Below are 26,004 nucleotides of genomic sequence, written 5' to 3' on the forward strand. Positions count from 1 at the left end.
GAGGGTCCTCTTGAACGACGCCGTCATGGTCATGGCCCGGACACAGGAGCGGCTCGCCGGATACCGGCAGCGGTTCGACGCACGGTTCGCGGCCTACTTCGACGAGCTCGGGGAGCGGATCGGCGCCCCCGCGCTGAGCCGGTTCACCCCCCGCTGTCTGGAACTGCTGCGGGACCAGTCGCTGCGGGGCGGCAAGCGGCTGCGGGTCGCGCTGCTGCACGAGGCGGCCCGGCTGGCGACCGACGAGGAGGATCTCCCCGGGCTCGACGCCGCCGCGCTCAGCATCGAGCTGCTCCAGACGCATGGGCTGGTGCACGACGACATCATCGACGACGCCCCCGTACGCCGGGGCGGGCCCTCGATCTACTACGCGTACCGCGAGGAGTTCCCCGGCCGGGAACGGACCGCGCTGGGGCTGGCCGTGCTGGCGGGAGACCTCGCGGCCTTTCTCTCGCTTCAGGTGCTGCTCGACGCGGAGGTCCCGGCCGAGCTGCGGCAGGCCATGATCGGGGTGCAGCTGGGCGCGGCGTCCGACGCGGTGGTGGGCCAGGTCATCGATCTGGAGCGGGACTTCTGCCCGCTGCCCGACGAGGAGCTGCTGCACACGGTCACGGAGTACAAGTCGGCGCGGTACTCCATCCTCGCGCCGCTGCGGCTGGGGCTGCTGGCCGCGGGCGAGGACCCGGCCCCGTACGACGAGCGGCTGCGACGGTACGCCCTGCTGGTCGGGATCTATGAGCAGATGCGCGACGACTATCTGGATCTCTTCGGGGACGAGTCGGTCACCGGGAAGTCCGCGGGCACGGATATCCGCGAGGGCCGCCGCACCTACACCGTGCGCGCGCTGCTGACCGGGACGTCAGGGCGGGAACGGGCCATGGTGGAGTCCGCGCTCGGCGACCGGGGCTGCACCGGGGAGACGATCGGCCGGATCCGGGAGCTCGCCGGGGAGCGGGGCATCGAGCGGTCGCTCCGTTCGGACATGCGCCGGTACGCGGAGGCGGCGTCCGCCGAGGCCGCGGGCTGGCGGCCGTGGTGGCGGGCGGAGCCGGTCGCGTTCTTCGAGGCGCTGCCGCTGTGGAGCGTGGACCGGACGCACTGATACGCGGCGGGGTCCGGGCCGCGCCGTGTATCGGCCGTACGGGCCGTGGGGCGGCCCGGGACCGTCCGTGCCCGGCACGGCGGTACGGCCGTACCGTCCGCGCTCGACATGGCTGTACGCCCGGACTGTCCGCGCCCGGCACAGCTGTACGGGCACGGGCTCGCCCCCGCGTGACACGGATGTCCGCGGGGGCGGGCCCGGGCCGCCGGCCCGGGCGGGCCGGACCCCCATGGAGGCGGCCCACCGCAGCAGTCCCCCGTGGAGGCGGCCTACCGCAGCAGGGCGAAGACCAGCCCGCCGACCACGGCTCCCACGGTGACGCCGACCACGGCCTGCGCGGGGGTGTGCCGGCCCAGCCGGATCCGGGACCAGGCGGTCGCCGTGGTCACGGCGGCCAGCGGCAGCGTCCAGGACCCGTAGGTCAGCATGAGAATGGCGCTGACGCCCGCCGCGACCGCCGAGTGGGCGGACACCTTCCACACCGTCGTGATCGCCGCGAGGGCGAGCAGCACCGCGAGCATCGCCGCGGGCACGGCCGGGACCGGCGCGGGCGCGCCCAGCAGATAGAGCAGCGCCGTGCCGACGGCGACCGAGGCCACGATCCAGGGCGCGGCGGCCAGCCGGTCGGCTCTGCGCCTGAGCCGCACGCCCCAGAGCTCGCGGCGTTCGCCCGCCGTGATGAGCAGCGGCGGGATCACCCCGGTGAACACGGCGGCCACCAGGCCCCAGCCGCAGCCGGCGGGCCCGTCGGCGTGCCAGCCCAGCAGCGGGGTCGCGAACAGCATCCAGTTCCTGGGTTCGCACCAGTCGCTGATCCGGCCCGCGAGGCGCGCTTCCCCGCGCGCCACGACATCGCCGGCCCCGGCCCGGATCTCGCTCATACCGCTTCCCCCACGGGGGTCGACAGTTCCTCGACGGCTCTGCGCCAGCGGGCCGGGATGGTGTCGCCGCCGGGCAGGGCCGCGTCGATCCGGAAGCAGACGGTGGCGAGCTGTCCGTACCAGGCGAGGCTCACCGTCAGCGGGGTGCCTTCGGGGCAGAACATGACGGGCGCGACGCGTACCGCGCGGGCGCCGCCGTACTCCAGCCGGTGCCGCAGGAAGAGGAACGAGCAGCCGATGGAGAGACAGCCCGGGCGCAGGCCCCGCAGTCCGATGCGCCGCATCAGCCAGGTGGGGACAAGGTCGGTGATCTTGTGCAGTACGGCGCGGTGGGAGACGGACTTCAGCAGGGTGGTGGCCTGGACGACGCCGTCGAGCCGCTCCGCGAGGGGCGATGGCCCGCCGGGCAGGTCGACACGGACGGCGAAGCACCGGTTGCCCGGCAGCACGGCCTCCTCCGGGGTGCGGAGATTGACCGGGACGATGACGGGCAGCGGGGCGTCCGCCGCGCCCGGCCAGTGCTCGGCCGCCCAGCCCGCGATCGCGTGCGCCAGGGCGGTGAGATAGGCGTCGTTGGCGCTGCACTTGCCGAGCCGGGCCGCCGCGCGCAGCGAGGCCACCGGCACCTCGGCCCACATCAGCCGGCGGCCGGTGGAGAGGGGGTGGCTCTCGGAGTCCCAGAAGCCGTGCGGGCGGGCCGAGCGGATGATCGGGGCGATGCTGCGATATGCCTGCCGGACGCGGATCCGGGGCATCCGGGCGGTGGTCGAGTGCTGTGAGGGCAGCAGCGGGGGGCCGAAGAGGGTTTCCAGCACCGCCACCACGCTGCCGCCGTCCTGGACGGCGTGATGGGTGAGATAGAGCAGGACGGACGCGCCGGGGGCATGGCCGTGCAGCACCATCAGCCGCCAGGGCGGGGCGTCGGCGGGCAGGGGCTCCCGCAGCAGCTCCTGGATCGCCTCCTCCAGCGCGCCGGGGCTTTCGGACAGGCGGTGTTCGCCGATGTGGCGCTCCAGATCGGGGTACGCGGGCGCCCATTTCGGCGGTCTGCCGCTCAGCGTGTGGGTGAGACAGGGCAGCGCGCCGATACGGGCGGCGACATCGGCCCGGAGCTTGGACGGTTTGGGGACCGGGCCCTCCAGATGGAGCGCCACCCCGATGGTGCAGCCCACATCGGCGTGGGCCGCCTCCTCGGACAGCCGGTGGAAGATGAGATCCGCGAAGTTGGGAGCGGGTGGCGTCGTCATGCCTGTGTCTTTCTGTGAGAACGGCGGTGAGCGCCTGCCGTCCGCCCGCGCATTCGGCTCTGCCGGCGGGCCCGTGGGTCCCGCGCCGCGCTACGGGAGCTGATGGGCGCGGGGCGTCCGCTCCGCGGAGCGGCGCCCGCCAGATCTAACGGCTGACGGTGCGCCAAGGCACGGACGACACCCGAGGAGCCGTCACCGACGGTCAGCGGGACAAGCCGCCGTACGCCGTCGAAACGCACGCACGGTGACCGCGCCCGGGGGCATCGGGCGCCCAGCGGGGTTCGCTAGGTCGCCGGGGAGAAGCGGGCCACGCGCAGGGCCTGCTGTCCGGGCCGCCAGCCGTCGCGCTCGACGATCTCCACTGTGTACCCGGCCGCTCTCAGCACCCCGGCCACCGTCCTCAGCCGCTCCCAGCGGTGCTCGGCGGCGTTCGGCGGGTCGCTCTCGCCGAACCGCCAGCGGTATTCGGCGGCCGGATGGTGGACGACCTCGACGCAGAGCACCGCTCCCTTGGGCCAGTGGTCCCGCGGGGTCGCCTCCACCGTGCAGAACTCACCCGACAAGCGGCCCCGCCGTCGCCCGTGCCGCTCGGCTCGCGGGGGTGTCAGTCCCGTCGCCTCAAGGCGCCGGGCGACCTCGTTCGCCCCGGCGTAGTAGCCGGATCCCGTGGTGGCGTCGTGGGCGGCCGCCGGCTCCGGCCCGCTCGGTGAACCGTTCGTCTCGGGGGCGGGATCGTGCGTGACCATGCCTCATAGTGCCTGGGCGGACCCGGTGGGGCGGCCATTTCCTCCAACGGCCCGCCGTACTTACACGAGTTCGGCACGGGACGGAGTCCTGACGCGGTCCTGGCGCGGTCCTGGTGCGACCCTGGGACGCCGCCCACCGGGCCGCACCCGGGGATCGCGGCGACAGCATATTTGAGAACCGTCACAGCAAGCGCGTACCATGCGCCGACCCGCGCTGCGCGGGCTCTGGCGGTGCGCGGGGAGCGCACCCTTGACCTGGGGAAACACCTTGCGCAAGACCTTGCGTACGCTTATCGCGGCCACGTCGGCCGCAGCCGTCACCGGTGGACTGCTCGTCGTCGCGGCGAGCCCCGCGACGGCCGCGCCCTCCGGCCTTCAGGGCGACTTCAACGGCGACGGCTACCGCGATCTGGCGATCGCCGCGCCCCTCGCCAAGGTCGGCGGGAAGTCGAACGCGGGCTCCGTCTCCATCGTCTACGGCGGCAAGTCCGGCCTGAACACGGCCAAGAGCGCGCTCATCCACCAGAACACCCCGGGCATACCCGGCGCGGCCGAGCAGGGCGACATGTTCGGCGACATGCTGGCCGCGGGTGATCTCGACGGCGACAACTACACCGATCTGGTGGTCGGGGTCCATGCCGACCAGGTCGGCAAGACCGACGACAGCGGTTCCGTCACGGTCGTCTGGGGCGGCGCGCGGGGCCTGGGGTCCGGCACGGACCTCTCCTCGCCGCTGCCCGACAGCCGCAACGCGTTCGGCTGGGATGTCGCGGTCGGCGACTTCACCGGCGACGGTGCGGCCGATATCGCCGTGCTCAACGGTGTATTCGACGGACTGCATGTCTTCAAGGGCCCGATCAGCCGCAAGGGCGTGGCCGAGGGCCGGCAGGACATGGACGCCCTCGGCCAGGACGGCGTGGTCGACCGGATCGTCGCGGGGGAGGTCGACGGCCGGCCCGGCACGGAACTGCTGGCCCTGGGCCACGAGAGGGGCGCCGTGCTGACCGCGGGCGGGAAGGGGCTGCGGAGGGCCGGCCTCGTGCCCGGCGGTTACTCGGCCGCCATCGGCGACGTGGACAAGGACGGTTACGGCGACGTCGTCACCGGCAACTTCGCGGAGAAGTCCTCCGAGGAGCCGACCGGGACGCTGGGCGGCGGGATCACCGTCTCGTACGGCGCCATGAACGGTCTGAGCGACCGCGCCCGGGTCCGTATCAACCAGGACACCAAGGGGGTCCCGGGCACCGCGGAGAAGAACGACTTCTTCGGCTGGTCCGTGTCGGCGGGCGACACCGACGGCGACGGCTACGCGGATGTGGCGATCGGCTCGATCGGGGAGAGCATCGGCAAGGTGAAGCAGACCGGCACGGTGACCGTGCTGCGCGGCTCGGCCAAGGGCCTGACCGGCGCCGGGGCCAAGAGCTTCGCGCAGAGCACCAAGGGCGTGCCCGGCAGCGACGAGGCCCAGGACGGCTTCGGATACGCCGTCAGGCTCAGCGACATCGACGGCGACGGCCGGAGCGAGCTGGCGGCCTCCGCCTTCGCCGAGGACAAGGGCGCGGGAGCGGTGTGGCGCTTCCGTACGGACAAGAGCGGCGTCACCGCGACCGGTTCGGCCTCGTTCAACGCCGGGACGGTCGGCGGCGTGTCCGGGCTGTCCTACTTCGGCTCGGATCTGGTCAACTGAGCGTGCGAGGGGCCCGGCAGCCCCGGGCCCCTCGCGCCCCCGGCACGGAGGTCCGGCCGAGGCCCCCCGCACCGGCCCCCGCTCGCTCACTCCAGCCCGACCCATCGGAAACTCCCCGGTCCCGCCAGGACGGCGGGCGTCCACCGCCCCACGGCATGATGACCAGGTGTCCCTCATATCCCAGCAGCCCCAACCGTCCTCGCCGGGCGGCCATATGGTCGTCTGCGGCGACGACGCCCTCGCGCATCGCCTCGCCACCGAGCTGAGCGAGGTGTACCGGGAACGGGTGACACTCGTCGTTCCCGCGGCGCCGTCGCCGCCCGCCGGAAGGCGGCCCGCGGCCCGCGGCATCCGGGCCTTGACGGCCTTCGGCCGGCTGCCGGCGGCCAGAAGCCGCGCCGCCGCCCCCGAGCCCCCCGCCGAACCGGGCACGTATGTCATGGAAGCCGTGGAGACCGACGGCTCGGTGCTCACCGAGGCGGGCGTCCAGCGGGCGACCGCGCTGGCGCTGATGTACGAGGACGACGAGACCAACATCCGTACCGCGCTGATCGCCAGGCGTCTCAACCCCCGGCTGCGGCTGGTGATCCGGCTCTACAACCGCAAGCTCGGCCAGCAGCTGGAAGCGCTCCTCGACCAGGCCGCCGCCGTCGCCGCCCCGGACCTCGACGCCCGCCTGCTGGACGCCTCCACCACGGTCCTGTCCGACGCCGACACCGCCGCCCCCGCGCTCGCCGCCACGGCGGTGGCCGGCACCAGCAAGGTCGTCCAGGCCGATGGACTGCTGCTGCGGGCCGTGGAGCGCACCCCGCCGGGACGTGGCGAGATCGCCGATCCGGGGCTGTGCGCACTGGCGCTGCTGTCGGCCACCGCCAACGACCCGGCGGGCAACGAGGGTTCGGACAACAGCGGCGAGCAAGGCCCCCGACTGCTGCCGGACGACGCGGCGGTCACCGCGGCCACCGGCCGCGCCGTCGTCGCCCTGGAGGCGGTCCGGCACACCGGCGGGGCCCTGCCGCCCAAACGGCTCAGCACCGCCGCACTGCCCGTCGCCTCGATCTTCTCCCGCCGGGTGCGCTGGTCGCTCGCCGGGATCGCCGCAGCCGCCGTCGCGCTCGCCGTGGCGGGCTGGCTCACCACCGACGACCACCCGCTGCTGGCCTCCTATCTGACCCTGCTCGATCTCTTCGGCATCGGCGACCCCGCCGTACAGGAGCCCGTCGGCCGGCAGGTGCTCCAGCTGCTCGCCGGATTCGTCGGACTGCTGCTGCTCCCCGTGCTGATCGCCGCGCTGCTGGAGGCGATGGGCGCCTTCCGCACCGCGACCTCCCTACGCCGCCCGCCCCGGGCTCTGACCGGGCATATCGTGCTGCTCGGTCTCGGCAAGATCGGTACCAGGGTGCTCGGCAGACTGCGCGAGCTCGGCATCCCCGTGGTGTGCGTCGAGTCCGACCCGGACGCCCGGGGCATCGCGCTCGCCCGTTCGCTGCGCGTCCCCGTGGTCGTCGGGGATGTCACGGAGGAGGGCGTGCTGGAGAGCGCCCGCGTCCACCGCGCCCACGCCCTGCTCGCCCTGACCAGCACCGACGCCACCAATCTGGAGGCCGCGCTGTACGCCCGGTCCGTCAGCGCCGATCTGCGGGTGGTGCTGCGGCTGTACGACGACGACTTCGCCAGCGCCGTGTACCGCACCCTGCGCTCCGCGCACCCCGGCGCCCTGACCCGCAGCCGCAGCGTCTCCAGCCTCGCCGCTCCCTCCTTCGCCGTCGCCATGATGGGACGTCAGGTCCTGGGAGCCATCCCGGTGGAGCGCCGGGTGCTGCTCTTCGCCGCGCTCGACGTCGCGGGCAATCCGCAGCTGGAGGGGCGGACCGTCGCGGAGGCGTTCCGGCCCGGAGCGTGGCGGGTCATCGCCCTGGACACCACGGACCCGGCGGAACGCCGCGCGGACCTCGCGGCCCAGCCGCCGCGCGGCGACGGGGTGGCCGACGCCCCGGGACTCGCCTGGGATCTGCACCCCGGCTATGTGCTGCGCCCCGATGACCGGGTGGTGCTCGCCACGACCCGGCGCGGTCTGGCACAGCTCCTCGGCCGCTGACCCGGCGTGCCGCTCCCCCGGTGCGCCACGGCGCCGAGGGCGACCGGCTCACCGGGCGAAGTCTGCGAACTCCCGGGCCAGTTCGGCGATCGCGGCCGGGTTGCGGGGGCTCTCCACCAGATCCACGTAGTCGAGGACGATGAACCGGTCGTTCTTGACGGCCGAGACGCCGGCGAGCGGAGCGTAGGACGTGAGGAACTTCCGCTTCTGCTCGGCGGTCGTGGCCCCGTAGTCATTGATCACGATCACTTCGGGGTCCCGCGCCACGACGGTCTCCCAGCCGACCGTGGTCCAGCTGTCTTCGAGGTCCTTCATCACATGGTCGCCGCCCGCCTTGGTGATGAGATCGTGCGGCCCGGCGTATCGGCCCGAGGTGAAGGGTTTGTCGCGCCCGTCGTCGTAAAGGAAGACACGCGGCCGGTCGGCCCCCTCGGGCGTGCCCGCCCGGGCGTCGGCGACCTGCTCTCTGAACCCGGCCACGAGCCTCCCGGCCCGGTCCTCGACGTCGAAGATCTTCCCCAGATTCCGCAGATCGGTGTAGAGGGCTTCGAGGGGAGGCATCACGCCGCGCGCTCCGTCCCGCCCGTTGCGGCAGGACTCGGTCAGCAGATACGAGCCGACGCCGAGCTTCTCCAGGGTCGCGGGGGTGAAGCCCTCGCCTTCGTCGAAGCCGTAGTTCCATCCGGCGAAGACCAGATCCGCGCGGGCGTCGAGGACCAGTTCCTTGCTGATCCGCTTCTTCGACAGCCAGGGGGTGTCGCGGTATGCGTCCCGCCACGGCACATCGTCGAGATCGCCCTTGTCGTCCGGCATCACATAGCCCGCCATCCGGTCCTCCAGCCCGAGAGCGAACATGATCTCGGTGATGCCGATGTCGTTGGTGACCACCCGTTCCGGGGCCTTGGCGAAGGTTCTGCGCTCACCGCAGTTCTCGACGGTCACCGGATAGCGACCGCCCGCACCGGCCGTGTCCCTCCCGTCCGGCTCCTCGCTCACCTCGGCTCCGCATCCGGTGAGGACGAGCGCGGCGGCGAGGGCGAGAGCGGCGGAGCGCAGCTGACGGCGGGGCATGGCGGTGACTCCTTGCTGGTCGTACAGAAAGAGAAACGGGAACGGGAGCAGGGGCCGCGGCTCAGGACGGAGCGGCCGGGCAGACCGGGACCGGCAGCCGGTCGAACAGCAGCTGCACCGCCCCCGACTCCGGGTGCCGGACGCGGTGGGCCCGCACACCGAACACCTCCGCCAGCAGCGCGGGGGTGAGCACCTGTGCCGGCGGCCCCGAGGCGACGATCCGCCCGTGGTCGATGACGTACAGCAGATCACAGTGGACCGAGGCGAGGTTGAGATCGTGCAGCGCGGTGAGCACGGTGAGCCCGCTGCCGCCGACCAGGGCCAGCACATCGAGCTGCTGGGCGATGTCGAGATGGTTGGTGGGCTCGTCGAGGACGAGGATCCGCGGGCGCTGCGCCAGCGCCCGGGCGATCAGGACGCGCTGTCTCTCGCCGCCCGAGAGGGTGAGGAAGCCGCGGTCGGCGAGATGACCGGCGCCGACCCGGGCCAGCGCGGCCCGGCACTCGGCACGGTCCCGCTCGGTGGTCCTGGCGGTCACGCCCTGGTGCGGCAGCCGTCCCATCGCCACTGTCTCGGCGACCGTGAAGTCGAACTCCCCCACGGTCTCCTGCGGCAGCGCGGCGACTCTGCGCGCGCCTTCTCCCGGGCTCATGGCGTGCAGATCCTCGCCGTCGAGCCGGATGACGCCCGCCGTGGGGCGCAGCGCGCGGTAGACGCAGCGCAGCAGGCTGGACTTGCCGCTGCCGTTGGGTCCGACCAGGCCGACGAGCTGTCCGCTGTCCGCCGCCAGAGTGATGTCCTCCACCAGCCGCGCTCCGGCGACGGTGACCGTGACGGCGTCGACGTCGATCCGCATCAGCGGCCTCCGATGGCCGAGCCGCGGCGGCGCATGAGCAGGACGAAGCAGGGCACGCCGATCACCGCGGTCAGCACGCCCACCGGGAGTTCGGCCGGGGCCAGGGCGATACGGGAGAGGATGTCCACCCAGACCAGCAGCACGGCCCCGGCCAGCGGTGCGACCGCGAGCACCCGGCGGTGGTCGGCGCCGACCAGCATGCGTACGGCGTGGGGGACCATCAGTCCGACGAAGCCGATCGCTCCGCTGACGGCGACGATCGCACCGGTGGCGGCGGCGGTGACGAGGAACAGCTCCCTGCGCAGCCTGCCCGCGTCGACCCCCAGTGCGGCGGCGGTCTCGTCGCCCATGGCGAGCGCGTTCAGCCGTCCGGCGGAGAGGGTGAGATGGAGCAGCGCGGCGAGCACCGCCCCGGCGGCGATCGGCACGGCGGCCCAGGTCGCCCCGCCGAGGCTGCCGAGCAACCACATCATGGCCGAGCGCGCCGATTCGCCGCGTTCGGCGGCGAACACCATGAAGGTGGTGACGGCGGAGAAGCCGTAGTGCAGTGCGGTGCCGGTGAGCACGAGCCGCAGCGGGGTGAGCCCGTGGGCCGTCCGGGCGATGGCGTAGACCAGGGCCATGGCGAGCAGTGCCGAGGCGAAGGCGGCGGTGGACAGCGCCCAGACGCCGAGTGCGCCGAGGGTGCCGAAGAGGAGGACCGCGTTGGCTCCGACGGCGGCGCCGGACGAGATGCCGAGGACGAAGGGGTCGGCGAGGGCGTTGCGCACCATCGCCTGCACGGCGACCCCGACGACGGACAGTCCGGCTCCGACCACGGCCGCGAGCACGGCGCGCGGAAGGCGCAGTTCCCACACGATGGTGTACGAGGGCACATCGGCGGGGGCGATGGTCCCGCCGGTGAGCCCGGCCCCCAGATAGCGCAGTACGTCGCCGGCGCCGATGCCCGAGGCCCCGATGGCCGCGCCGCAGACGACGGAGAGCGGCAGGGCGGCCCCGAGGACGAGGAGGAGCGGGAGGCAGGGGGTGCGCCGGGGCGGTGCGGGATCGTGCTTCCCCGGTGCGGCTCCGGCGTGTTCCACGGCGGGCGGCGCGGCGGGGCCGTGGTCGGTGCGTATGTCCAATGGACGGGTCGCCTTCGCCCTCGGGACCGTGTGTCCGCGCCAGGAAGCGCGGTCCGGGGCGGGGTGCGCCGGGCGCGGCGACCTCTCGCAGTCCACGGCGAGTTGACAGGAGCCTTCCGCCGCCGTGGGTATTCGGGCTCACGGGCCCGGACTGTCAGTCGTCGGGCCCGCCTACCGTTGCGGGTCAGCGCCGGATTTCGACCGGACTTCCCCCACAGGGCTTCTGCACCCTACCCCTCTCCCGGGTGTGCTGTGGTGCGGGGGCGCGGCGGGCGGACCGTCTCCCGCCGCGCCCCCGCTCCGGTCGTGCGGCCCGCGCGCTTCGCCTCAGCCGACGTTCACATCGACGCAGACGTAGAACGCGTTGGCGGTGTCGGCGATGTTCCAGACGGCGAGGACCTTCTGCTTTCCGCTCAGGCCGCCGAAGTCGATCTGGTGGGTGACGGTCTCGCCGGGGCGTGCGCCGCCGTCGTCGAACTCCGCGATCTTCCTTCCGCCCGCGTAGTACTGCCAGGTGCTGGTCGCGTGCCGGGCCGTCAGACGCCAGTTGAAGCTGGTGGTGCGGCTCACGGGGGTGACGCGCCAGCCCTTGCCGTCGTTGTCGAGCTCGGCGAAGGCGGCATTGCCGCCGCTACAGCTGCGCAGGCCCTTGGGCCCTTCCACGCTCTGCGGCTCGTACTTGATCGGGCCGCAGGGCACCGTACGGGCGGCGCACTGGGCCTGTCGGCTCGGGGGCGAGGAGATATAGCCGTGCGCGCCGGCCGGGGCGGCCGGCAGGCTCACGGCGAGGAGGGGGGCGATTCCCGCGCCGATGGCGATGGCAAGCTTTTTCTTGCTGTGCATGTCGGCTCCTTGGGTGAGGAGGCCCGCCGCCGGGGTGGGCCTCGTCGAGCAGGACCACGCCAGGAGGAGGACATAGGCCCGCCGATGCGGCAACCGGCCGTGGGGGATCCGGCAGTCGGCACTTCTTCGGCGGGGTACATCATCATCCCTTGGTCTGGACCATAGCGCTTGACAGCTCACGGTCAAGAGGGGCCGGAGGGGGCGATTCCCTGTCTCACCCGGAACACCGGGAACACCGGGAACGCCCGGAACATCTGGAGCACTCAGAGCACCCCGCGCACGGGCGCGACCCGTCGCCCGGTGAGAACCGGCGCGGCCGCTCCATCACCGGGTGATGGCCCCGAAGCGGAGTGTCCGGCCGGCGGAGCACAGGAATCCCGCCGATCCGCTCGGCACTCGGCACTCGGCGGCGCCGTCCTTGGGCACAGGCCCTCCCGGAGCGACCGGGATGAGTACGATCGGACATGGCTGCGGGTGATGAGCCACGCGTGCACACGGCCCTCACCGGGGAATCCCCTCCAGGCCAGCCCGGTAGAGTTGGGAGCTCCCCGTGTTCTACTACGTGCTCAAATACGTCGTACTAGGGCCCCTGCTGCGTCTGATGTTCCGCCCCCGGATCGAGGGGCTGGAGCACATCCCCGAAGACGGCGCGGCCATCGTCGCCGGAAACCATCTCTCCTTCTCTGACCACTTCCTGCTTCCGGCGATCCTCAGACGGCGCATCACCTTCCTCGCGAAAGCGGAGTACTTCACCGGGCCCGGGGTCAAGGGCCGACTGACCGCCGCGTTCTTCCGCAGCGCCGGGCAGATCCCCGTGGACCGCTCCGGCAAGGAGGCCGGGCAGGCGGCGATCCGGGAGGGCCTCGGGGTCCTGAGCAAGGGGGAGCTGCTCGGGATCTACCCGGAGGGGACCCGTTCGCACGACGGACGGCTCTACAAGGGCAAGGTCGGCGTCGCGGTGATGGCGCTCAAGGCGGGGGTGCCGGTGATTCCCTGCGCCATGGTGGGGACCTTCGAGATCCAGCCGCCCGGTCAGAGACTGCCGAAGATCAAGCGGGTGACCGTACGGCTGGGCAAGCCCTTGGACTTCTCCCGTTACGAGGGCATGGAGAACGAGAAGGCGGTGATCCGCGCGGTCACCGACGAGATCATGTACGCGATCCTCGGGCTCTCCGGTCAGGAGTACGTCGACCGGTACGCGGCGGAGGTCAAGGCCGAGCTGGAGCAGGCGAAGAAGGCGGCCCGGCGCAGGGGGTGAGGACCCCCCGGCGCAGGGGCTGAGGACCCCGGCCCAAGGAGCGAGGACCCCAGCTCAGGACATGAGGGCCCCGGTGCGGACGACGAAGGAGGGGCGGCCGACAGCCGCCCCTCCCCCGGAGTCACTCCCCCGGAATCACTTTGCCTGTCGCGCCGCCGTCACGGCTTCGGCGCGGCGTGCGGGTCGCAGCTCACATTGCGGCTGTCCAGCTTGCCGCTGAGCAGATAGGCGTCGACGCGCTCGTTGACACAGGCGTTGGCGATACCGGTCACACCGTGCGAACCGGCGTCCTTCTCCATGATCAGACGCGAGCCCTTGAGCCGCTTGTGCAGCTCATAGGCGCCGCCGACCGGGGTGGCGGCGTCGCGCTCCGCCTGCACGATGAGCACGCCCGGCAGACCCTTGCCCGTCTTCACGTCCACCGGGGTGTTCTGCTTCGCGGGCCAGGTGGCGCACGGAAGGTTCATCCAGGCGTTCGACCAGGTCAGGAAGGGGTAGTCGCGGTGGAGCCGGGTGTTGTCCCGGTCCCACTTCCGCCAGCTGGTCGGCCACTTGGCGTCGGCGCACTCGACGGCCGTGTAGACGGCGTTGCTGTTCTCCGAGCGGATGTTGCCCGCGGTGTCGGAGAGGTCGGGCCCGGCGGCGTCGATCAGCGCCTGGGCGTCACCGGCGGCGTACTTGCTCAGAATCCGGGCGACCGGCGCCCAGGAGGAGTCGTAGTAGGGCGCGCTCTGGAAGAAGTTGGTCAGCTCGGCCGGTCCGACGACGCCGCCGAGCGGAGCCTTCGCGGCGGCGGCGCGCAGCTTCTGCCACTGCTCGTCGACCTTCTCCGCGGTGTCGCCGAGGCGGTAGGTCGCGTCGTTCGCGGCGACCCACTCCTTCCAGTCGTCCCAGCGGGTCTCGAAGGCGACGTTCTGGTCCAGATTGGCCTCGTACCAGATCTTCTCGCGCGAGGGGTTGACCACGCTGTCCACGACCATCCGGCGCACATGGCCGGGGAAGAGCGTCGCGTACACCGCGCCCAGATAGGTGCCGTAGGAGACGCCGAGGAAGTTGAGCTTCTCCTCGCCGAGGGCGGCCCGGATGACGTCCAGGTCGCGGGCGGTGTTCGGCGTGGTCATATGCGGCAGCATCCAGCCGCTGCGCTCGGCGCAGCCGGCCGCGTACCCGGCGGCGAGCTTGCGCTGGGCGCGCTTGTCGGCCTCGCTGCCGGGGACCGGGTCGGCCTTGGGGGCCTTGACGAACTCCTGCGGGTCGACACAGGAGATCGGGGTGGAACGGCCGACGCCCCGGGGGTCGAAGCCGACGAAGTCGTACGCCTTGGAGGTGTTCACCCAGAGCGGGTTCTTGTTGGTCACCCGGGTGGGGAAGCGCATCCCCGAGCCGCCGGGGCCGCCGGGGTTGTAGAGCAGCGCGCCCTGGCGCTCCTCCTTGGTGCCGGTGTTCCCGATCCGGTCCACGGCGAGCTTGATCTGCTTGCCGTTCGGCCGCGCGTAGTCGAGCGGCACGGTCACCCAGCCGCACTGGATGGGCTTGGGGATTCCCCAGTCGGCGGGGCAGTCCGCCCAGTCGATGCCCTGCGCGGCGGCGCGTTCGGCGGCGAGCTGGACACCGCGCGCCTCGGACCAGCCGCTGTGACGGGTCTCCGCGGTCGCGGCCGGAGCCGCGACCGCGCCCGCTATGAGCGCACCCGCTATCAGAGTGCCGGTCACACCGGACACCACTGTGCGTCTCACCTGGAACTCGCCTTCTGTTGTCGGGACCTGGGCGAATACTCCCGTCTCGGGTGTCGTCGGCAACAGATAGGACAGGTGTTTCTTTACCGAACCAATAACCGGTACGTGATGTACCGCTCAGCGGTACAGACCGCGGCGAGCGGGGCGCGGACCCGAATCACCGCGCGAGGGCCCGCCTGTTGACCGGCCGGGCCGTCGCCCTCCGCCTCCGGACGGCGCGGGGCGCGGTGCGGGAGGTGCTTATCACCGCCACCGCGGCGCCTATCGCCGCCTCCGCGGTGCTTATCACCGCCGCCGACGCCTGCGGAGAGGACGGGAAGATCATCAATCCCGTAGCGTCAACTTCCCCACCAGCACCACCATTTGCGCCCGACGAGACCTCCGTCGAGGAGCTCTGCGACGCGAACTGTGTAAGCCGGAGAACGGAGTTTGAACGTGGACGCGAAAGTTCTCGACGCCCAGAAATGGGTGAACGCGACCTACGGGAGCGTCGCCGGATACAAGCGGTGCCCGGAGGACGGCCGTACGGGCTGGTCCACCATGGAGGCCCTGACCATGGGCCTCCAGCACGAGCTGGGCATCAGCCCGCTGGTCGCCAGTTTCGGGCCCACCACGATCGCCAAGCTCCAGGCCCTCGGCGACATCGGGTTCGGCTGGAACACGAACAGTAATATCGTCCGCATCATCCAGCACGGCCTGTTCTGCAAAGGCTACTGGGGCGCCAACGGCTTCGGCGAGTACGGCGCGGTCACCACCGAGGCCGTGAAGAACCTGCGTCTCGACATGGGCCTGCCCGACGGCGGCATGGGCACCGCGGGCGGCCAGACCACCCCGGCCATCTTCAAGTGCATCCTCAACATGGACGCCTATGTCAGGGTGGGCACGGGCACCGACGAGATCCGCTCGATCCAGCGCTGGCTGAACGGCCGTTACTGGCAGAGGAGCGCCTACAGCATCGGCCCCTGCGACGGGATCTACTCCCGCGATGTGCAGAAGGCGCTGATGACCGGTCTCCAGTACGAGCTGGGCATCGCCACTCCCAACGGGAACTTCGGTCCGGCGACGCAGGCCGCGCTGAAGACGAAGAATCTGGCCCAGGGCGACTCCGGCATCTTCGTCGAGATGTTCTCGGCCGCGTGTGTGTTCAACTCGCCGGTGCCGTCCGGCGGCAGCGACCCGGGCACTCCCACGACCTGGCGCAGCACCTTCGACGCCAAGCTCGCCGAGTGGGTGTCGGTCTTCCAGGCGTTCTCCAAGCTGTGGCCGGAGTCGGGCCGGGGGGACTATCAGACCTGGGCGCAGCTCCTGGTGTCGACGGGCGACCCGGACCGTCCGGTGAACGGCAGCGACACCCGGTTCGAGATCACCCCCTCGCGGGCGAAGTATCTGAAGGACAACGGCTATCTGCTCGTGGGCCGTTATGTGTACGACCCGCCGGGTTCGACCCTGGACAAGGAGATCAAGCCCGGGGAGCTCAAGACGATCTTCGACGCGGGGCTGCGGGTCTTCCCGATCTATCAGGACAACGCGCGCAGGCTCAGCGACTTCACCTACACCGCGGGATTCCAGCACGCCCTGAAGGCGCATGACGCCTGTGTCGGCTACGGCTTCAACCGGGGCACGACGATCTACTTCGCGGTGGACTACGACGCCACCCAGCAGGAGATCGACGGCAGCCCCGAGGGCATCGTCACCTACTTCCACGGTGTCGCCGCCGGCCTGGCCAGCAAGGGCAAGCGGTATGTCCACGGCGTCTACGGATCGCGGAACGTCTGCGCGAACGTGACGAAGCAGACAGGTGCCCGCTATTCCTTTGTCTCGGGTATGTCCTGGGGCTTCTCCGGGAATCTCGGCTTCCCGATCCCGGCGAACTGGTCCTACAACCAGATCAAGGAATTCAAGGTCGTCAACGGGGCGGACACCTTCGACCTGGACCGCAACGCGGTCTCGGGCGCGGATCCGGGCGAGGGCTCCGTCAACCGGCCCACGGGACCGGCGGACGAGTTCATCAGCTACGTCACACAACTTCTCCAGATCGCCAGGGAGTACGGCAAGGGCGACCCGAACAAGCTCGTCATGGAGTACATACGCCACAAGCGGTACGGCGACTGGGACTGGGACATCCTGATCGGCTCTTACGACAGCGGATTCGTGAAGTTCGCGAATTCCAAGGGCATGTATGTGAAGACGGAGTTCACGGATCCGTTCACCGGGCATGAACTGGGCGCGGAACACCTGATGGCATCGGCCAACGGCCACTACGTGTCGTGGAAGCCCGCCAATCCCCGTTCCGTCAACGAAGGCGATGTCGCGGGCTGGGGCGGCGACCTTCTGACGTTCTACGCCGAGTGGCGTCATGCCCTGTCCACCTACCCTTCCGGCCATGCGTTCGCCATGGCGAATCTGGCGAAGGTCGGGGTGGCCTCCTCCTTCGGCTTCAACGATCTGATCGAGGACGCGGACGCCTGGCTGCTGGCCGATGCGGTGCGCGGCGGCAAGGACATCGCCACCGCGGTCCGGGAGCTCTACCACCTCGGCGGAGGGCTCAAGCGCTTCCAGCGGTACTGGCAGGGCCGGTTCAACGGGAACGCCACGGACGCCAAGTTCCTGGCGCACAACATCCTCACCGCGACGGACGACAAGGAAGTCGTGTTGGCGCAGGGCGGTCTGGTCACGTATCGGGGCGGCATCAAGACCCTTCCCGTGATGCTCAGCGCCAGCGAACTGGAGCCGTTCGAACAGGGCTTCGTTGATACGCTCCTCGCCCGCACCGGTGCGGAGGCGCGGAAGGCGGCCACGTACCGGAAGAACCATCAGGCCTATCTGCGCGCTGCCGAGGCGCGCGCCGAGAGGCGCTCTGCAAGGAAGTGACCAATGCGTCGGTTGGGTCCAGTGGCGTGGCTGGCGCTGGCCATCGCCTCCACGGCGCTGCTGGGCGTCTCATGGTTCACGGGCGTCTTCTCCAGCGGTCTCGACATCGTCGAGACCTGTGCCTCCGTCGGGCGCCCGCTCGACCGTGCATACCACGACGAGCATCTGGAGGAGCAGCAGGGGCGGTTCCCGCTGACCAGCAAGTGCGACGCCGACTACGACCTCGTTCCGGTCTGGGTGAACCCGGCGATCGTCGTCCTGTCATCGCTGAGCGTGGCGTGTGTGGGGGCCGCCGTGTGGTCTGCGGCCTCCCGTCTGAGAATGAGGAGGGAAAAGTCGTGATGGTTCGCGAATTCTCACGGCGCCGGTTCGTCGGCGCCACCGGCGCGGCGGCCGGTGTGGCAGTACTCGGGTCGCTCGGCGCGGCCGGTCCCGCGGCTGCCGCCGCCCCGGCGGCGTCCGGGGTGTGGCGGGGAAACCGGTCGGCGAACGGCTGGCCGGTGCTGGAAGAGGCCGAGGAGTTCGCCATCGAGGGCAGCGGTCGCACCGTGCGCCTCGCCGGCGGCGACACGGCCGTGATCCTGCTGCATGTGGCCCGCCGCTTCCACTACGAGATCGACCAGCTCCGGCGGGGGGATGTGCACGGCCACACCCGGTCGCGCCGGACCCGCGCGCGGTACGAGTCGAACTATCTGTCCGGCACGGCGATAGCGATCCGCCCGGAGGGCTACCCGGTGGGCGTCAAGGGCGGTCTGTACCCGCGGGAACTGGTGATCGTCCGGGACATCCTGGTGGAGCTGGACGGAGCCGTGGTGTGGGGCGGTGATCTGAGCACGCCCAAGGAGTCCCACTTCGAGATCGCGCTCAAGCCCGGTCACCCGAAGCTGAAGGGCGTCGCACGGAAGATCCAGGGCTGGAACGACAGTCCGGGTGAGGGTGCGGGCGCGGTCGACGCGTTCGAACCGAAGCGACGGGCGCAGGCGAAGAAGTTCGCCCTCCGCACCGCGTAACGCCCTCCGCACCGCGGCGAGCGGTCGCCATCGAGCGGGAGTCCGCTCCGGTCACATACCGGAGCGGGCTCCCGCTCGTCTCCGAGGCCCGAGGGTCTGATTCCGGACCGCGTCAACCGCCATTCGGGTACCAGGAGGACTGGCCCATTTGATGTATGCACGGCTCCCTTTGCATTTGCGGTCGAGTTGCGCATCATGAAGGACGATCTTGCGGAATGCACTATTCCGCCGCTGGTACGGGCATGCTCAGGTGTCGTGGGCCGGACCCCTTCCCGGCCATGTCCACCTGAACAGAGCAAGGGTGGTAAAACTCACATATCGCCGTTTCTGCTCGGAATTTCGCCATGCCGTGGGTCAAGATCCCTGGGACGACAAGCCCCCGTCACCTCGGCGGGGCGGTCCGGGCGGACGCCGAGTCCTGCCGCCGCTTCGGATGACTGGTCGACAGGAAGTGCTTCGGCAGGAGTGGAGGACCCAGGCAGTACGGGGCAGCCGGCATCCGGCAGTCCCTCGGGGTGAAGCCGCGTCAAGCGGCCGGGCACCTTCGTCCGCCCGAACCCGACAGGTCATCCTTCACAGGCGGCTGACGAAGGGTTGCGCATGAGTGCGCAGACAAACGTCCCGTTTCTGATGAGCCGCGCGGGGGCCGTCTCGGCCCTCACCCTCGCCGCCATGGGCGGTTCGCTCCTGGTGCCCGGGGGTACCCCCGAGGCGCAGGCCGCGTCCTCCCACGCGGGCAAGGCGCTTGAGGTGGCGGCGTCGAAGAAGGGCTCGCCGTACCGGTACGGCGGCACCGGGCCCTCTCGCTTCGACTGCTCCGGGCTGACCCTCTACTCGTACAAGAAGGCGGGCAAGAAGCTCCCGCGCACGGCACAGCAGCAGTACAACCGGACCAAGCGGGTGTCGGCGTCCGGGCGCAAGGCCGGTGATCTGGTCTTCTTCCACTCCGGCGGGTACGTCTACCACGTCGGCATCTACGCCGGGAAGGGAAAGATCTGGCACTCGCCCAAGCGGGGTTCCTGGGTGAAGCTGGACAAGATCTGGAGCAAGAACGTCAGATACGGCCGGGTGGGCTGACGGTCTCCCGGCGATCCCGTGAAGGCCCCGGCGGGCCGCACGGGACCGCCGGGATGCGCGGGACCGGCGGTTCCGTGCAGGACCGGCGCGCACACGCAGGACCGCCAGGACGAGCGGGACCGGTGGCGCGCGCAGGGCCGGTGGCGCGCGCAGGGCCGGTGGCGCGCGCTCTCAGCTGTGGGCCGGGGCGGCCCAGGGCAGCGCGATCCAGACCGTTTTGCCGCCCTGCGGGGTGGGGGTGACGGTGAGTCTCCCCCTGCCCTCCGCCGTGAGGCTGCGGACGATCGCCATGCCGCGGCCGTTGTCCTGGCGTACCGCCGCGGGCAGCCGCTGCGGCTGGCGCGGATGGCTGTCGGTCACCCCGATGCGCAGCCCGTCGCCCAGCTCCAGCGCCAGATCGACCGTGAAGGCGGGCGACTGTCCGAAGGTGTGCTGCACGGCGTTGGTGGCGAGTTCCGAGACGATCAGCCTGACGGTGTGGACGGGATCGCCGCCGGCCGGCAGTCCCCACTCCGCGACGACGTCGGCGGCGAATCTCCGTGCCGCGGCCACCGAGGCGGGATCGCTCGGCAGAGTGACGGAGGCTTCCCGGATGTCTGCCATGGCGACGCTTCCCTTCCCCACCGCGGCCGGGCTCCGAACTCGAAGCCGGGGAATGACGCGGGCGGCCACGGATTGCGCTGGCCGCCAGACTGCCATTCCTCGTGTCCCCGGATGCGGCGATCCACCAAGATGTGCAGATATCTGTCGCTCAAAACGGTGAACTCTGCGACGTGGCGTGCAGGATCGTCAGGGACACCCCCCATCCGGCTCAGAGCATCCGAGCGCCCACCGCGTCGGGCGGCGCGGTCCCGGCGACCGTCGAGACCGCATGTGCGATCTGCGGGCCGGTCAGATCGGCGCGGGCCGTCAACCGCAGCCGCGAGATGCCGTCCGGCACCGACGGAGGACGGAAACAGCCGACGGCGAGACCGGCGGCCCCGCACCGCGCCGCCCACTCCACCGCCGCCTCGGGCGACGGCGCCCGTACGGAGACCACGGCGGCGTCGGGCCGGACGGCCGTCAGACCCCGTGCCGTGAGACCGCGGTGGAGCGCTCCCGCGGCTGAGCGCACCCGGTCCGCGCGCTCCGGCTCGCGCTTCAGCAGCCGCAGCGCGGCCAGCGCCGCTCCGGCGGCGGCCGGGGCCAGACCGGTGTCGAAGATGAAGGTCCGGGCGGTGTTGACCAGATGGCCGATCACCCTGGCCGGTCCGAGGACCGCACCGCCCTGGCTGCCCAGCGACTTGGAGAGGGTGAGCGTGGCGACCACCCCCGCGCCGCCCGCGATACCCGCCGCGTGGAGCGCGCCCCGCCCGCCGTCGCCGAGTACGCCGAGACCGTGCGCGTCGTCCACCAGCAGCGCCGCGCCGCGCGCCCGGCAGAGCTCGGCGAGCGCGGCCAGCGGAGCCACGTCCCCGTCCACCGAGAAGACCGAGTCCGTGACCACGAGCGCGCGCCGCCCCGGCTCGGCGTCGAGCGCCTTGCCCACCGCGTCCGGGTCGGTGTGCGCGGCGATCGCGGTCCGGGCGCGCGACAGCCGGCAGCCGTCCACGATGGAGGCGTGATTGCCCGCGTCGGAGACGATGAGCGACTCCCGCCCGCTGAGCGCGGTCACCGCGGCGAGATTGGCCGCGTAGCCGGAGGCCAGCACCAGCGCGGCCTCGAATCCGCAGAACGCGGCCAGTTCGGCTTCGAGTTCGGCGTGGAGCGCGGTGCTGCCGGTGACCAGCCGGGAGCCGGTGGCGCCCGCGCCCCAGCGGTGGGCCGCCTCGGCCGCCGCCCCGGTGATCTCCGGATGGCGGGTCAGGCCCAGATAGTCGTTCCCGGCCAGATCGAGCGGCCGGGCCCCGGCGGTACGGGGCCGGAGCACCCGGGTGAGGCCCGCCCGCTCACGACGGCGCGACTCGTCCTCGATCCACTCGAAAGGATCCTGGGTCATGGTCGTCGGGCCTCTTCCGGTGCGAAGGTCCCCGGGGCACCGGGGGATTGACGGATTCGGTGGCGCGAAGGGCTTTTTGTAGGCAGCGCACAGACCCTAGCCGGGGCCGTCCGCACGGCGAATGTGGTCCTGCACACACGTCGGCCAGGGTCTGTTGTGGGGTTCCACCTTTCCCCGGGCGTCTCCCGTGCGCCAGGATCGGCGTCATGGACCTGCTGAACACGCTGGTGGAGAAGGGGCTGCGGCGCGAGCCGCCGACCCGTGAAGAGGCGCTCGCCGTACTGGCGACCTCCGACGACGAGCTGCTCGACGTGGTGGCCGCGGCGGGGAGGGTACGCCGTCAGTGGTTCGGACGGCGGGTGAAACTGAACTATCTCGTCAATCTCAAATCGGGGCTGTGCCCCGAGGACTGCTCCTACTGCTCCCAGCGGCTCGGGTCCAAGGCGGAGATCCTGAAGTACACCTGGCTCAAGCCGCACGAGGCGTCGGAGGCCGCGGCGGCCGGGGTCGCGGGCGGCGCGAAGCGCGTCTGTCTGGTGGCGAGCGGCCGGGGCCCGACCGACCGGGATGTGGACCGCGTCTCGAAGACCATCGAGGCGATCAAGGAGCAGAACGAGGACGTCGAGGTGTGCGCCTGTCTCGGGCTGCTCTCCGCGGGCCAGGCCGAGCGGCTGCGGGACGCGGGAGCGGACGCGTACAACCACAATCTCAACACCTCCGAGGGGACCTACGGGGACATCACCACCACCCACACCTACGCGGACCGGGTGGACACGGTCCACCAGGCGCAGGCGGCGGGGCTCTCGGCCTGCTCCGGGCTGATCGCGGGCATGGGCGAGGCGGATGAGGACCTGGTCGACGTGGTCTTCTCGCTGCGCGAGCTGGACCCGGACTCGGTGCCGGTGAACTTTCTGATCCCCTTCGAGGGCACTCCGCTGGCCAAGGAGTGGAATCTGACGCCGCAGCGCTGTCTGCGGATTCTGGCGATGGTGCGGTTCGTCTGCCCCGATGTGGAGGTACGGCTCGCGGGCGGACGCGAGGTGCATCTGCGCTCGATGCAGCCGCTCGCGCTGCACCTGGTGAACTCGATCTTCCTGGGCGACTATCTGACCAGCGAGGGCCAGGCCGGCAAGGCGGATCTGGACATGATCGCCGACGCGGGCTTCGAGGTGGAGGGCGCGGGCACGGCCACCCTCCCCGAGCACCGGGAGCGCGGCGGCTGCGGCTCGGTGTGCGGCAGCGGAAGCGCGGCCGACGCGCCGACGGAACAGCCGGTCGAGCCGGCGGACGAGGCTCCCGCCGCGCGGACGGATCTGGTGACCGTGCGCCGCCGCGGCGCCGGAACGGATCTCGCCCCCAATGCCTGAGCCGCTCACCGCCCCCGGCCCCCTCCCGGTCGGTGAACTGCTGGAGCTGGACCGGGCGCATGTGTGGCATCCGTACAGCCCGATGCCGGGCCGTGCCGATCCGCTGGTGGTGGCGTCGGCTTCGGGCGTACGGCTGCGACTGGCCGAACCCGCGCACGGGCGGCATGAGCTGATCGACGGCATGTCGTCGTGGTGGTCGGCGATCCACGGCTACAACCACCCCGTGCTCAACGAGGCGGCCCGCACCCAGCTGGAGCGGATGAGCCATGTGATGTTCGGCGGGCTGACCCATGAGCCGGCCGTGCGGCTGGCGGCCCGGCTGGTGGAGATCACCCCCGAGCCGCTGCGCCATGTGTTCCTGTCCGACTCGGGCTCGGTGGCGGTCGAGGTCGCGGTCAAGATGTGCCTCCAGCACTGGCGTTCGCTGGGCCGCCCCGAGAAGCGGCGCCTGCTCACCTGGCGCGGCGGCTACCACGGGGACACCTGGCAGCCGATGGCGGTCTGCGACCCCGACGGCGGAATGCACCGGCTCTGGTCGGGGGTGCTGCCGCGCCAGCTCTTCGCCGACGCGCCGCCCGCCGGGTTCGACGAGGCGTACGCGAAGACGCTGCGGGCGGCGGTCGCCCGGCACGCCCATGAGCTGGCGGCCGTGATCGTGGAGCCGGTGGTGCAGGGCGCGGGGGGCATGCGCTTCCACTCCCCCGGGTATCTGCGGGTGCTGCGGGAGGCGTGCGACGAGCACGGGGTGCTGCTGGTCTTCGACGAGATCGCCACGGGGTTCGGGCGTACCGGGACGCTGTTCGCGGCCGGACAGGCCGGGGTCTCGCCGGATGTGATGTGTCTGGGCAAGGCGCTGACGGGCGGCTATCTGTCGATGGCGGCGACCCTGTGCACCTCCGCCGTCGCGGACGGGATCTCGCGCGGCGAGGTCCCGGTGCTGGCGCACGGGCCGACGTTCATGGCCAACCCGCTCGCCGCCGCGGTGGCGGGGGCCTCGATCGATCTGCTGCTCGGACAGGACTGGGCCCAGGAGGTCAAACGCCTGGAGTCGGGCCTCGGGGAGGGGCTGGCGGAGGCCGGGAAGCTGCCGGGGGTGCGGGAGGTACGCGTCCTGGGCGGCATCGGCGTCGTACAGCTGGACCACGAGGTGGACCTGGCCGCGGCGACCGGGGCGGCGGTACGGGCCGGGGTGTGGCTGCGGCCGTTCCGGGACCTGATCTATGTGATGCCGCCGTATGTGATGGACGACGCGGACCTCGGGCGGGTCTGCGAGGCTGTGTGCGCGTCGGCAGCCGCGGGGTGAGTCGGCTCCCCGTGCCGGGGAGCCGACCGGGTGAGAACCAGAGCGAACCAGAGAGAGGCAGAGCAGCAGTCGTGTCCGTCATCGTGGTCTCCGGAACCGGGACCGGCATCGGCAAGACCGTCGTCACGGCGGGGCTCGCCGCCCTCGCGCGGGAGGGAGGCCGCCGGGTCGCGGTGGTGAAGCCCGCGCAGACCGGTGTCGGCACGGGGGAGCCAGGGGATCTGGAGGAGGTGCGGCGGCTCTGCGGGGAGGTGCGCACGCTGGAGCTGGCGCGGTTCCCCGAGCCGCTCGCGCCCGCCACCGCCGCGCGCCGCGCCGGACGGGGCGGGGTGCGGGCGGCGGATGCGGCCGACGCCGTCGCCCGGCTCGCCGAACGGTACGACCTGGTGCTCGTCGAGGGCGCGGGCGGACTGCTCGTACGGTTCGACGACGACGGCGGCACGCTCGCCGACACGGCACGGCTGCTCGGCGCTCCGGTGCTGGTGGTCGCGGCGGCGGGGCTCGGCACGCTCAACTCGGCGGCGCTGACCGGTGAGGCGCTGCGGACGCGCGGGCTCGATCAGCTCGGCGTCGTGGTCGGCAGCTGGCCTGAGCGGCCCGATCTCGCCGCACGGTGCAATCTGCTGGATCTGCCGGACGCGGCCGGAGCGCCGCTGCTCGGCGCCGTGCCCCAGGGTGCCGGGCTGCTGACGCCCGAGGACTTCCGGGCGCGGGCGGCCCAGTGGTTCGCGCCGGCCCTGGGCGGGGGGTGGGACGCGGACGCCTTCACCTCGGCGGCGCACCCCGGCCCGATGGCGGCTGCCGCCGTGCTCTGAGCCGCACCGGGCCGCGAGCCTCGCTGAGGGACGAGCCCCGCCGTGGGACGAACCGCGCCGTGCTCTGAGGCCGCGCCGTGGGACAGGCGGCCACCCGGGCGGGTGACTCCTTCGCGGTGCGGGGGGAGAATGAACGGGAGAGGCCGCACCCGCCGTCCGAGGAGGCAGCGATGCGCAGGCGTGGCGCGGGAGTGCCCAGGGACGCCGTCCATCACCCGGTGTTCGCGCGGTTCTACGCCGGGTTCAGCGTCGCGGCGGACAGCGGGGCGGGCATCGCGGCCCACCGCGATGAGCTGCTGGCCGGGCTGAGCGGCCGGATCATCGAGATCGGCGCGGGCAATGGACTGAATTTCGCGCACTACCCCTCCGCCGTCTCCGAGGTGGTCGCGATCGAACCGGAGCGCACCCTGCGCGCGCTGGCGCTCCAGTCGGCGGGCCGGGCCGGGGTCCCGGTCGATGTGGTGCCGGGCGCGGCGGAGGCCCTGCCGGTCAAGAGCGAGGCCTTCGACGGCGCCGTCTGCTCGCTGGTGCTCTGTTCCGTACGGGATCTGCCCCGTTCGCTGGCCGAGCTGATGCGGGTCCTGCGACCGGGCGGTGAGCTGCGGTTCTTCGAGCACTGCCAGGCCCAGAGCAAGGGTCTGGCCCGCCTTCAGCGGGTGGTCGACCGCACGGTGTGGCCGCTGCTGTTCGGCGGCTGTCACACCGCCCGGGACACGGTGGCGGAGATCGGGGCGGCCGGTTTCGAGCTGGGCGTGTACCGGCGGCTGCGGATACCGGAGCGCGGCATCCAGGTGCCGGCCTCGCCGTGTGTGCTGGGGGTCGCCCGCCGTCCCTTCACCGGGGACCGGCCCACGTGACGTAACCCTCCGCGCCTGTCACCGGCGCATGACGACGCGGTCTGGCCCCGGGTCGCCGGGCGGAGGGAGTGTCTTCG

At 71.8% G+C, this 26,004-nt stretch carries 22 protein-coding genes and 2 riboswitches; of the genes, 12 read left to right on the forward strand and 10 right to left on the reverse strand.

The annotated features are described in order from the left end of the window. The first annotated feature begins 31 nt into the window (after positions 1–31). Positions 32–1,102 (forward strand): polyprenyl synthetase family protein, encoded by a 1,071-nt coding sequence (locus FF041_RS26430; RefSeq protein WP_153525201.1) that lies wholly within the window; start codon positions 32–34, stop codon positions 1,100–1,102. Between the two features lie 269 nt (positions 1,103–1,371). Here the strand turns inward: FF041_RS26430 and FF041_RS26435 are convergent, their stop codons facing one another. From FF041_RS26435 to FF041_RS26445, 3 genes are all read right to left on the reverse strand, one after another. Then, entirely contained in the window at positions 1,372–1,983 is a 612-nt protein-coding gene (locus tag FF041_RS26435; protein ID WP_153525160.1) for a hypothetical protein, read from the reverse strand. After that, positions 1,980–3,230 (reverse strand): wax ester/triacylglycerol synthase domain-containing protein, encoded by a 1,251-nt coding sequence (locus FF041_RS26440; RefSeq protein ID WP_153525162.1) that lies wholly within the window; start codon positions 3,228–3,230, stop codon positions 1,980–1,982. The genes FF041_RS26435 and FF041_RS26440 overlap by 4 nt, the downstream gene beginning before the upstream one ends. Before the next feature lie 284 nt (positions 3,231–3,514). Further along, positions 3,515–3,976: a hypothetical protein gene (locus FF041_RS26445; RefSeq protein WP_228388641.1), complete on the reverse strand. Its 462-nt coding sequence runs from the start codon at positions 3,974–3,976 to the stop codon at positions 3,515–3,517. A 268-nt stretch (positions 3,977–4,244) separates the two neighbouring features. On the opposite strand from FF041_RS26445, the gene FF041_RS26450 reads away from it, so the two are divergent. Both FF041_RS26450 and FF041_RS26455 read left to right on the forward strand, forming a co-directional pair. Further along, positions 4,245–5,663 (forward strand): FG-GAP-like repeat-containing protein, encoded by a 1,419-nt coding sequence (locus FF041_RS26450; RefSeq protein ID WP_194292187.1) that lies wholly within the window; start codon positions 4,245–4,247, stop codon positions 5,661–5,663. A gap of 214 nt (positions 5,664–5,877) precedes the next feature. Continuing rightward, a complete protein-coding gene (locus FF041_RS26455) occupies positions 5,878–7,761 on the forward strand; it encodes an NAD-binding protein (protein ID WP_153525203.1) in 1,884 nt (627 codons plus the stop codon). 48 nt (positions 7,762–7,809) lie between these two features. Here the strand turns inward: FF041_RS26455 and FF041_RS26460 are convergent, their stop codons facing one another. The 4 genes from FF041_RS26460 to FF041_RS26475 form a co-directional block, all read right to left on the reverse strand. Beyond that, on the reverse strand, positions 7,810–8,832 hold the full coding sequence (locus FF041_RS26460; protein ID WP_153525166.1) for an ABC transporter substrate-binding protein: 1,023 nt from the start codon (positions 8,830–8,832) through the stop codon (positions 7,810–7,812). Positions 8,833–8,893: 61 nt separating this feature from the next. Further along, positions 8,894–9,688 carry an ABC transporter ATP-binding protein gene (locus FF041_RS26465; RefSeq protein WP_153525168.1) on the reverse strand — a complete coding sequence of 265 codons (795 nt, stop codon included), beginning with the start codon at positions 9,686–9,688 and terminating at the stop codon, positions 8,894–8,896. Then, on the reverse strand, positions 9,688–10,770 hold the full coding sequence (locus tag FF041_RS26470; protein ID WP_323392787.1) for a FecCD family ABC transporter permease: 1,083 nt from the start codon (positions 10,768–10,770) through the stop codon (positions 9,688–9,690). Before FF041_RS26470 ends, FF041_RS26465 begins: the two co-directional genes overlap by 1 nt. A 168-nt stretch (positions 10,771–10,938) precedes the next feature. Further along, positions 10,939–11,025, reverse strand: a riboswitch (cobalamin riboswitch). A 114-nt stretch (positions 11,026–11,139) separates the two neighbouring features. Continuing rightward, positions 11,140–11,655 carry a lytic polysaccharide monooxygenase auxiliary activity family 9 protein gene (locus FF041_RS26475; RefSeq protein WP_153525171.1) on the reverse strand — a complete coding sequence of 172 codons (516 nt, stop codon included), beginning with the start codon at positions 11,653–11,655 and terminating at the stop codon, positions 11,140–11,142. A 550-nt stretch (positions 11,656–12,205) separates the two neighbouring features. Between FF041_RS26475 and FF041_RS26480 the strand changes: the two genes are divergently transcribed. After that, a complete protein-coding gene (locus tag FF041_RS26480; RefSeq protein WP_323371772.1) occupies positions 12,206–12,913 on the forward strand; it encodes a lysophospholipid acyltransferase family protein in 708 nt (235 codons plus the stop codon). Positions 12,914–13,071: 158 nt separating this feature from the next. Here the strand turns inward: FF041_RS26480 and FF041_RS26485 are convergent, their stop codons facing one another. After that, positions 13,072–14,649, reverse strand: a complete 1,578-nt coding sequence (locus FF041_RS26485) for an alpha/beta hydrolase (protein ID WP_323392771.1) — start codon at positions 14,647–14,649, stop codon at positions 13,072–13,074. A 435-nt stretch (positions 14,650–15,084) separates the two neighbouring features. Here FF041_RS26485 and FF041_RS26490 point away from each other — a divergent pair, with 435 nt between their 5' ends. The 4 genes from FF041_RS26490 to FF041_RS26505 all read left to right on the forward strand — a co-directional run bounded on the left by FF041_RS26490 (position 15,085) and on the right by FF041_RS26505 (position 19,607). Next, on the forward strand, positions 15,085–17,520 hold the full coding sequence (locus FF041_RS26490; RefSeq protein WP_323392773.1) for a glycoside hydrolase domain-containing protein: 2,436 nt from the start codon (positions 15,085–15,087) through the stop codon (positions 17,518–17,520). Between the two features lie 3 nt (positions 17,521–17,523). Continuing rightward, positions 17,524–17,862 (forward strand): hypothetical protein, encoded by a 339-nt coding sequence (locus tag FF041_RS26495; RefSeq protein WP_153483976.1) that lies wholly within the window; start codon positions 17,524–17,526, stop codon positions 17,860–17,862. Continuing rightward, positions 17,862–18,530: a hypothetical protein gene (locus FF041_RS26500; RefSeq protein ID WP_153525204.1), complete on the forward strand. Its 669-nt coding sequence runs from the start codon at positions 17,862–17,864 to the stop codon at positions 18,528–18,530. Before FF041_RS26495 ends, FF041_RS26500 begins: the two co-directional genes overlap by 1 nt. A 442-nt stretch (positions 18,531–18,972) precedes the next feature. After that, a riboswitch (cyclic di-AMP (ydaO/yuaA leader) is annotated at positions 18,973–19,127 on the forward strand. A 3-nt stretch (positions 19,128–19,130) separates the two neighbouring features. Continuing rightward, the gene (locus FF041_RS26505) at positions 19,131–19,607 is read left to right on the forward strand and encodes a C40 family peptidase (RefSeq protein ID WP_153483977.1); all 477 of its coding nucleotides are present in this window, start codon (positions 19,131–19,133) and stop codon (positions 19,605–19,607) included. 171 nt (positions 19,608–19,778) lie between these two features. Here FF041_RS26505 and FF041_RS26510 read toward each other — a convergent pair whose 3' ends face one another. Both FF041_RS26510 and FF041_RS26515 read right to left on the reverse strand, forming a co-directional pair. Continuing rightward, entirely contained in the window at positions 19,779–20,210 is a 432-nt protein-coding gene (locus FF041_RS26510; RefSeq protein ID WP_153525177.1) for an ATP-binding protein, read from the reverse strand. Positions 20,211–20,418: 208 nt separating this feature from the next. Then, positions 20,419–21,585, reverse strand: coding sequence for an 8-amino-7-oxononanoate synthase (locus FF041_RS26515; RefSeq protein ID WP_153525179.1), 1,167 nt, complete (start codon positions 21,583–21,585; stop codon positions 20,419–20,421). A gap of 206 nt (positions 21,586–21,791) precedes the next feature. On the opposite strand from FF041_RS26515, the gene bioB reads away from it, so the two are divergent. The 4 genes from bioB to FF041_RS26535 all read left to right on the forward strand — a co-directional run bounded on the left by bioB (position 21,792) and on the right by FF041_RS26535 (position 25,927). After that, positions 21,792–22,952 carry a biotin synthase BioB gene (gene bioB, locus FF041_RS26520; RefSeq protein WP_153525180.1) on the forward strand — a complete coding sequence of 387 codons (1,161 nt, stop codon included), beginning with the start codon at positions 21,792–21,794 and terminating at the stop codon, positions 22,950–22,952. Next, positions 22,945–24,255 carry an adenosylmethionine--8-amino-7-oxononanoate transaminase gene (locus tag FF041_RS26525; protein WP_153525181.1) on the forward strand — a complete coding sequence of 437 codons (1,311 nt, stop codon included), beginning with the start codon at positions 22,945–22,947 and terminating at the stop codon, positions 24,253–24,255. The genes bioB and FF041_RS26525 overlap by 8 nt, the downstream gene beginning before the upstream one ends. Positions 24,256–24,326: 71 nt before the next feature. After that, a complete protein-coding gene (bioD, locus tag FF041_RS26530) occupies positions 24,327–25,070 on the forward strand; it encodes a dethiobiotin synthase (RefSeq protein ID WP_323392775.1) in 744 nt (247 codons plus the stop codon). Between the two features lie 170 nt (positions 25,071–25,240). Further along, positions 25,241–25,927: a class I SAM-dependent methyltransferase gene (locus FF041_RS26535; RefSeq protein ID WP_153525182.1), complete on the forward strand. Its 687-nt coding sequence runs from the start codon at positions 25,241–25,243 to the stop codon at positions 25,925–25,927. The last annotated feature ends 77 nt before the right edge of the window (positions 25,928–26,004 follow it).

The sequence above is a fragment of the Streptomyces jumonjinensis genome (assembly GCF_009600885.1).
Classification (GTDB): domain Bacteria; phylum Actinomycetota; class Actinomycetes; order Streptomycetales; family Streptomycetaceae; genus Streptomyces; species Streptomyces jumonjinensis.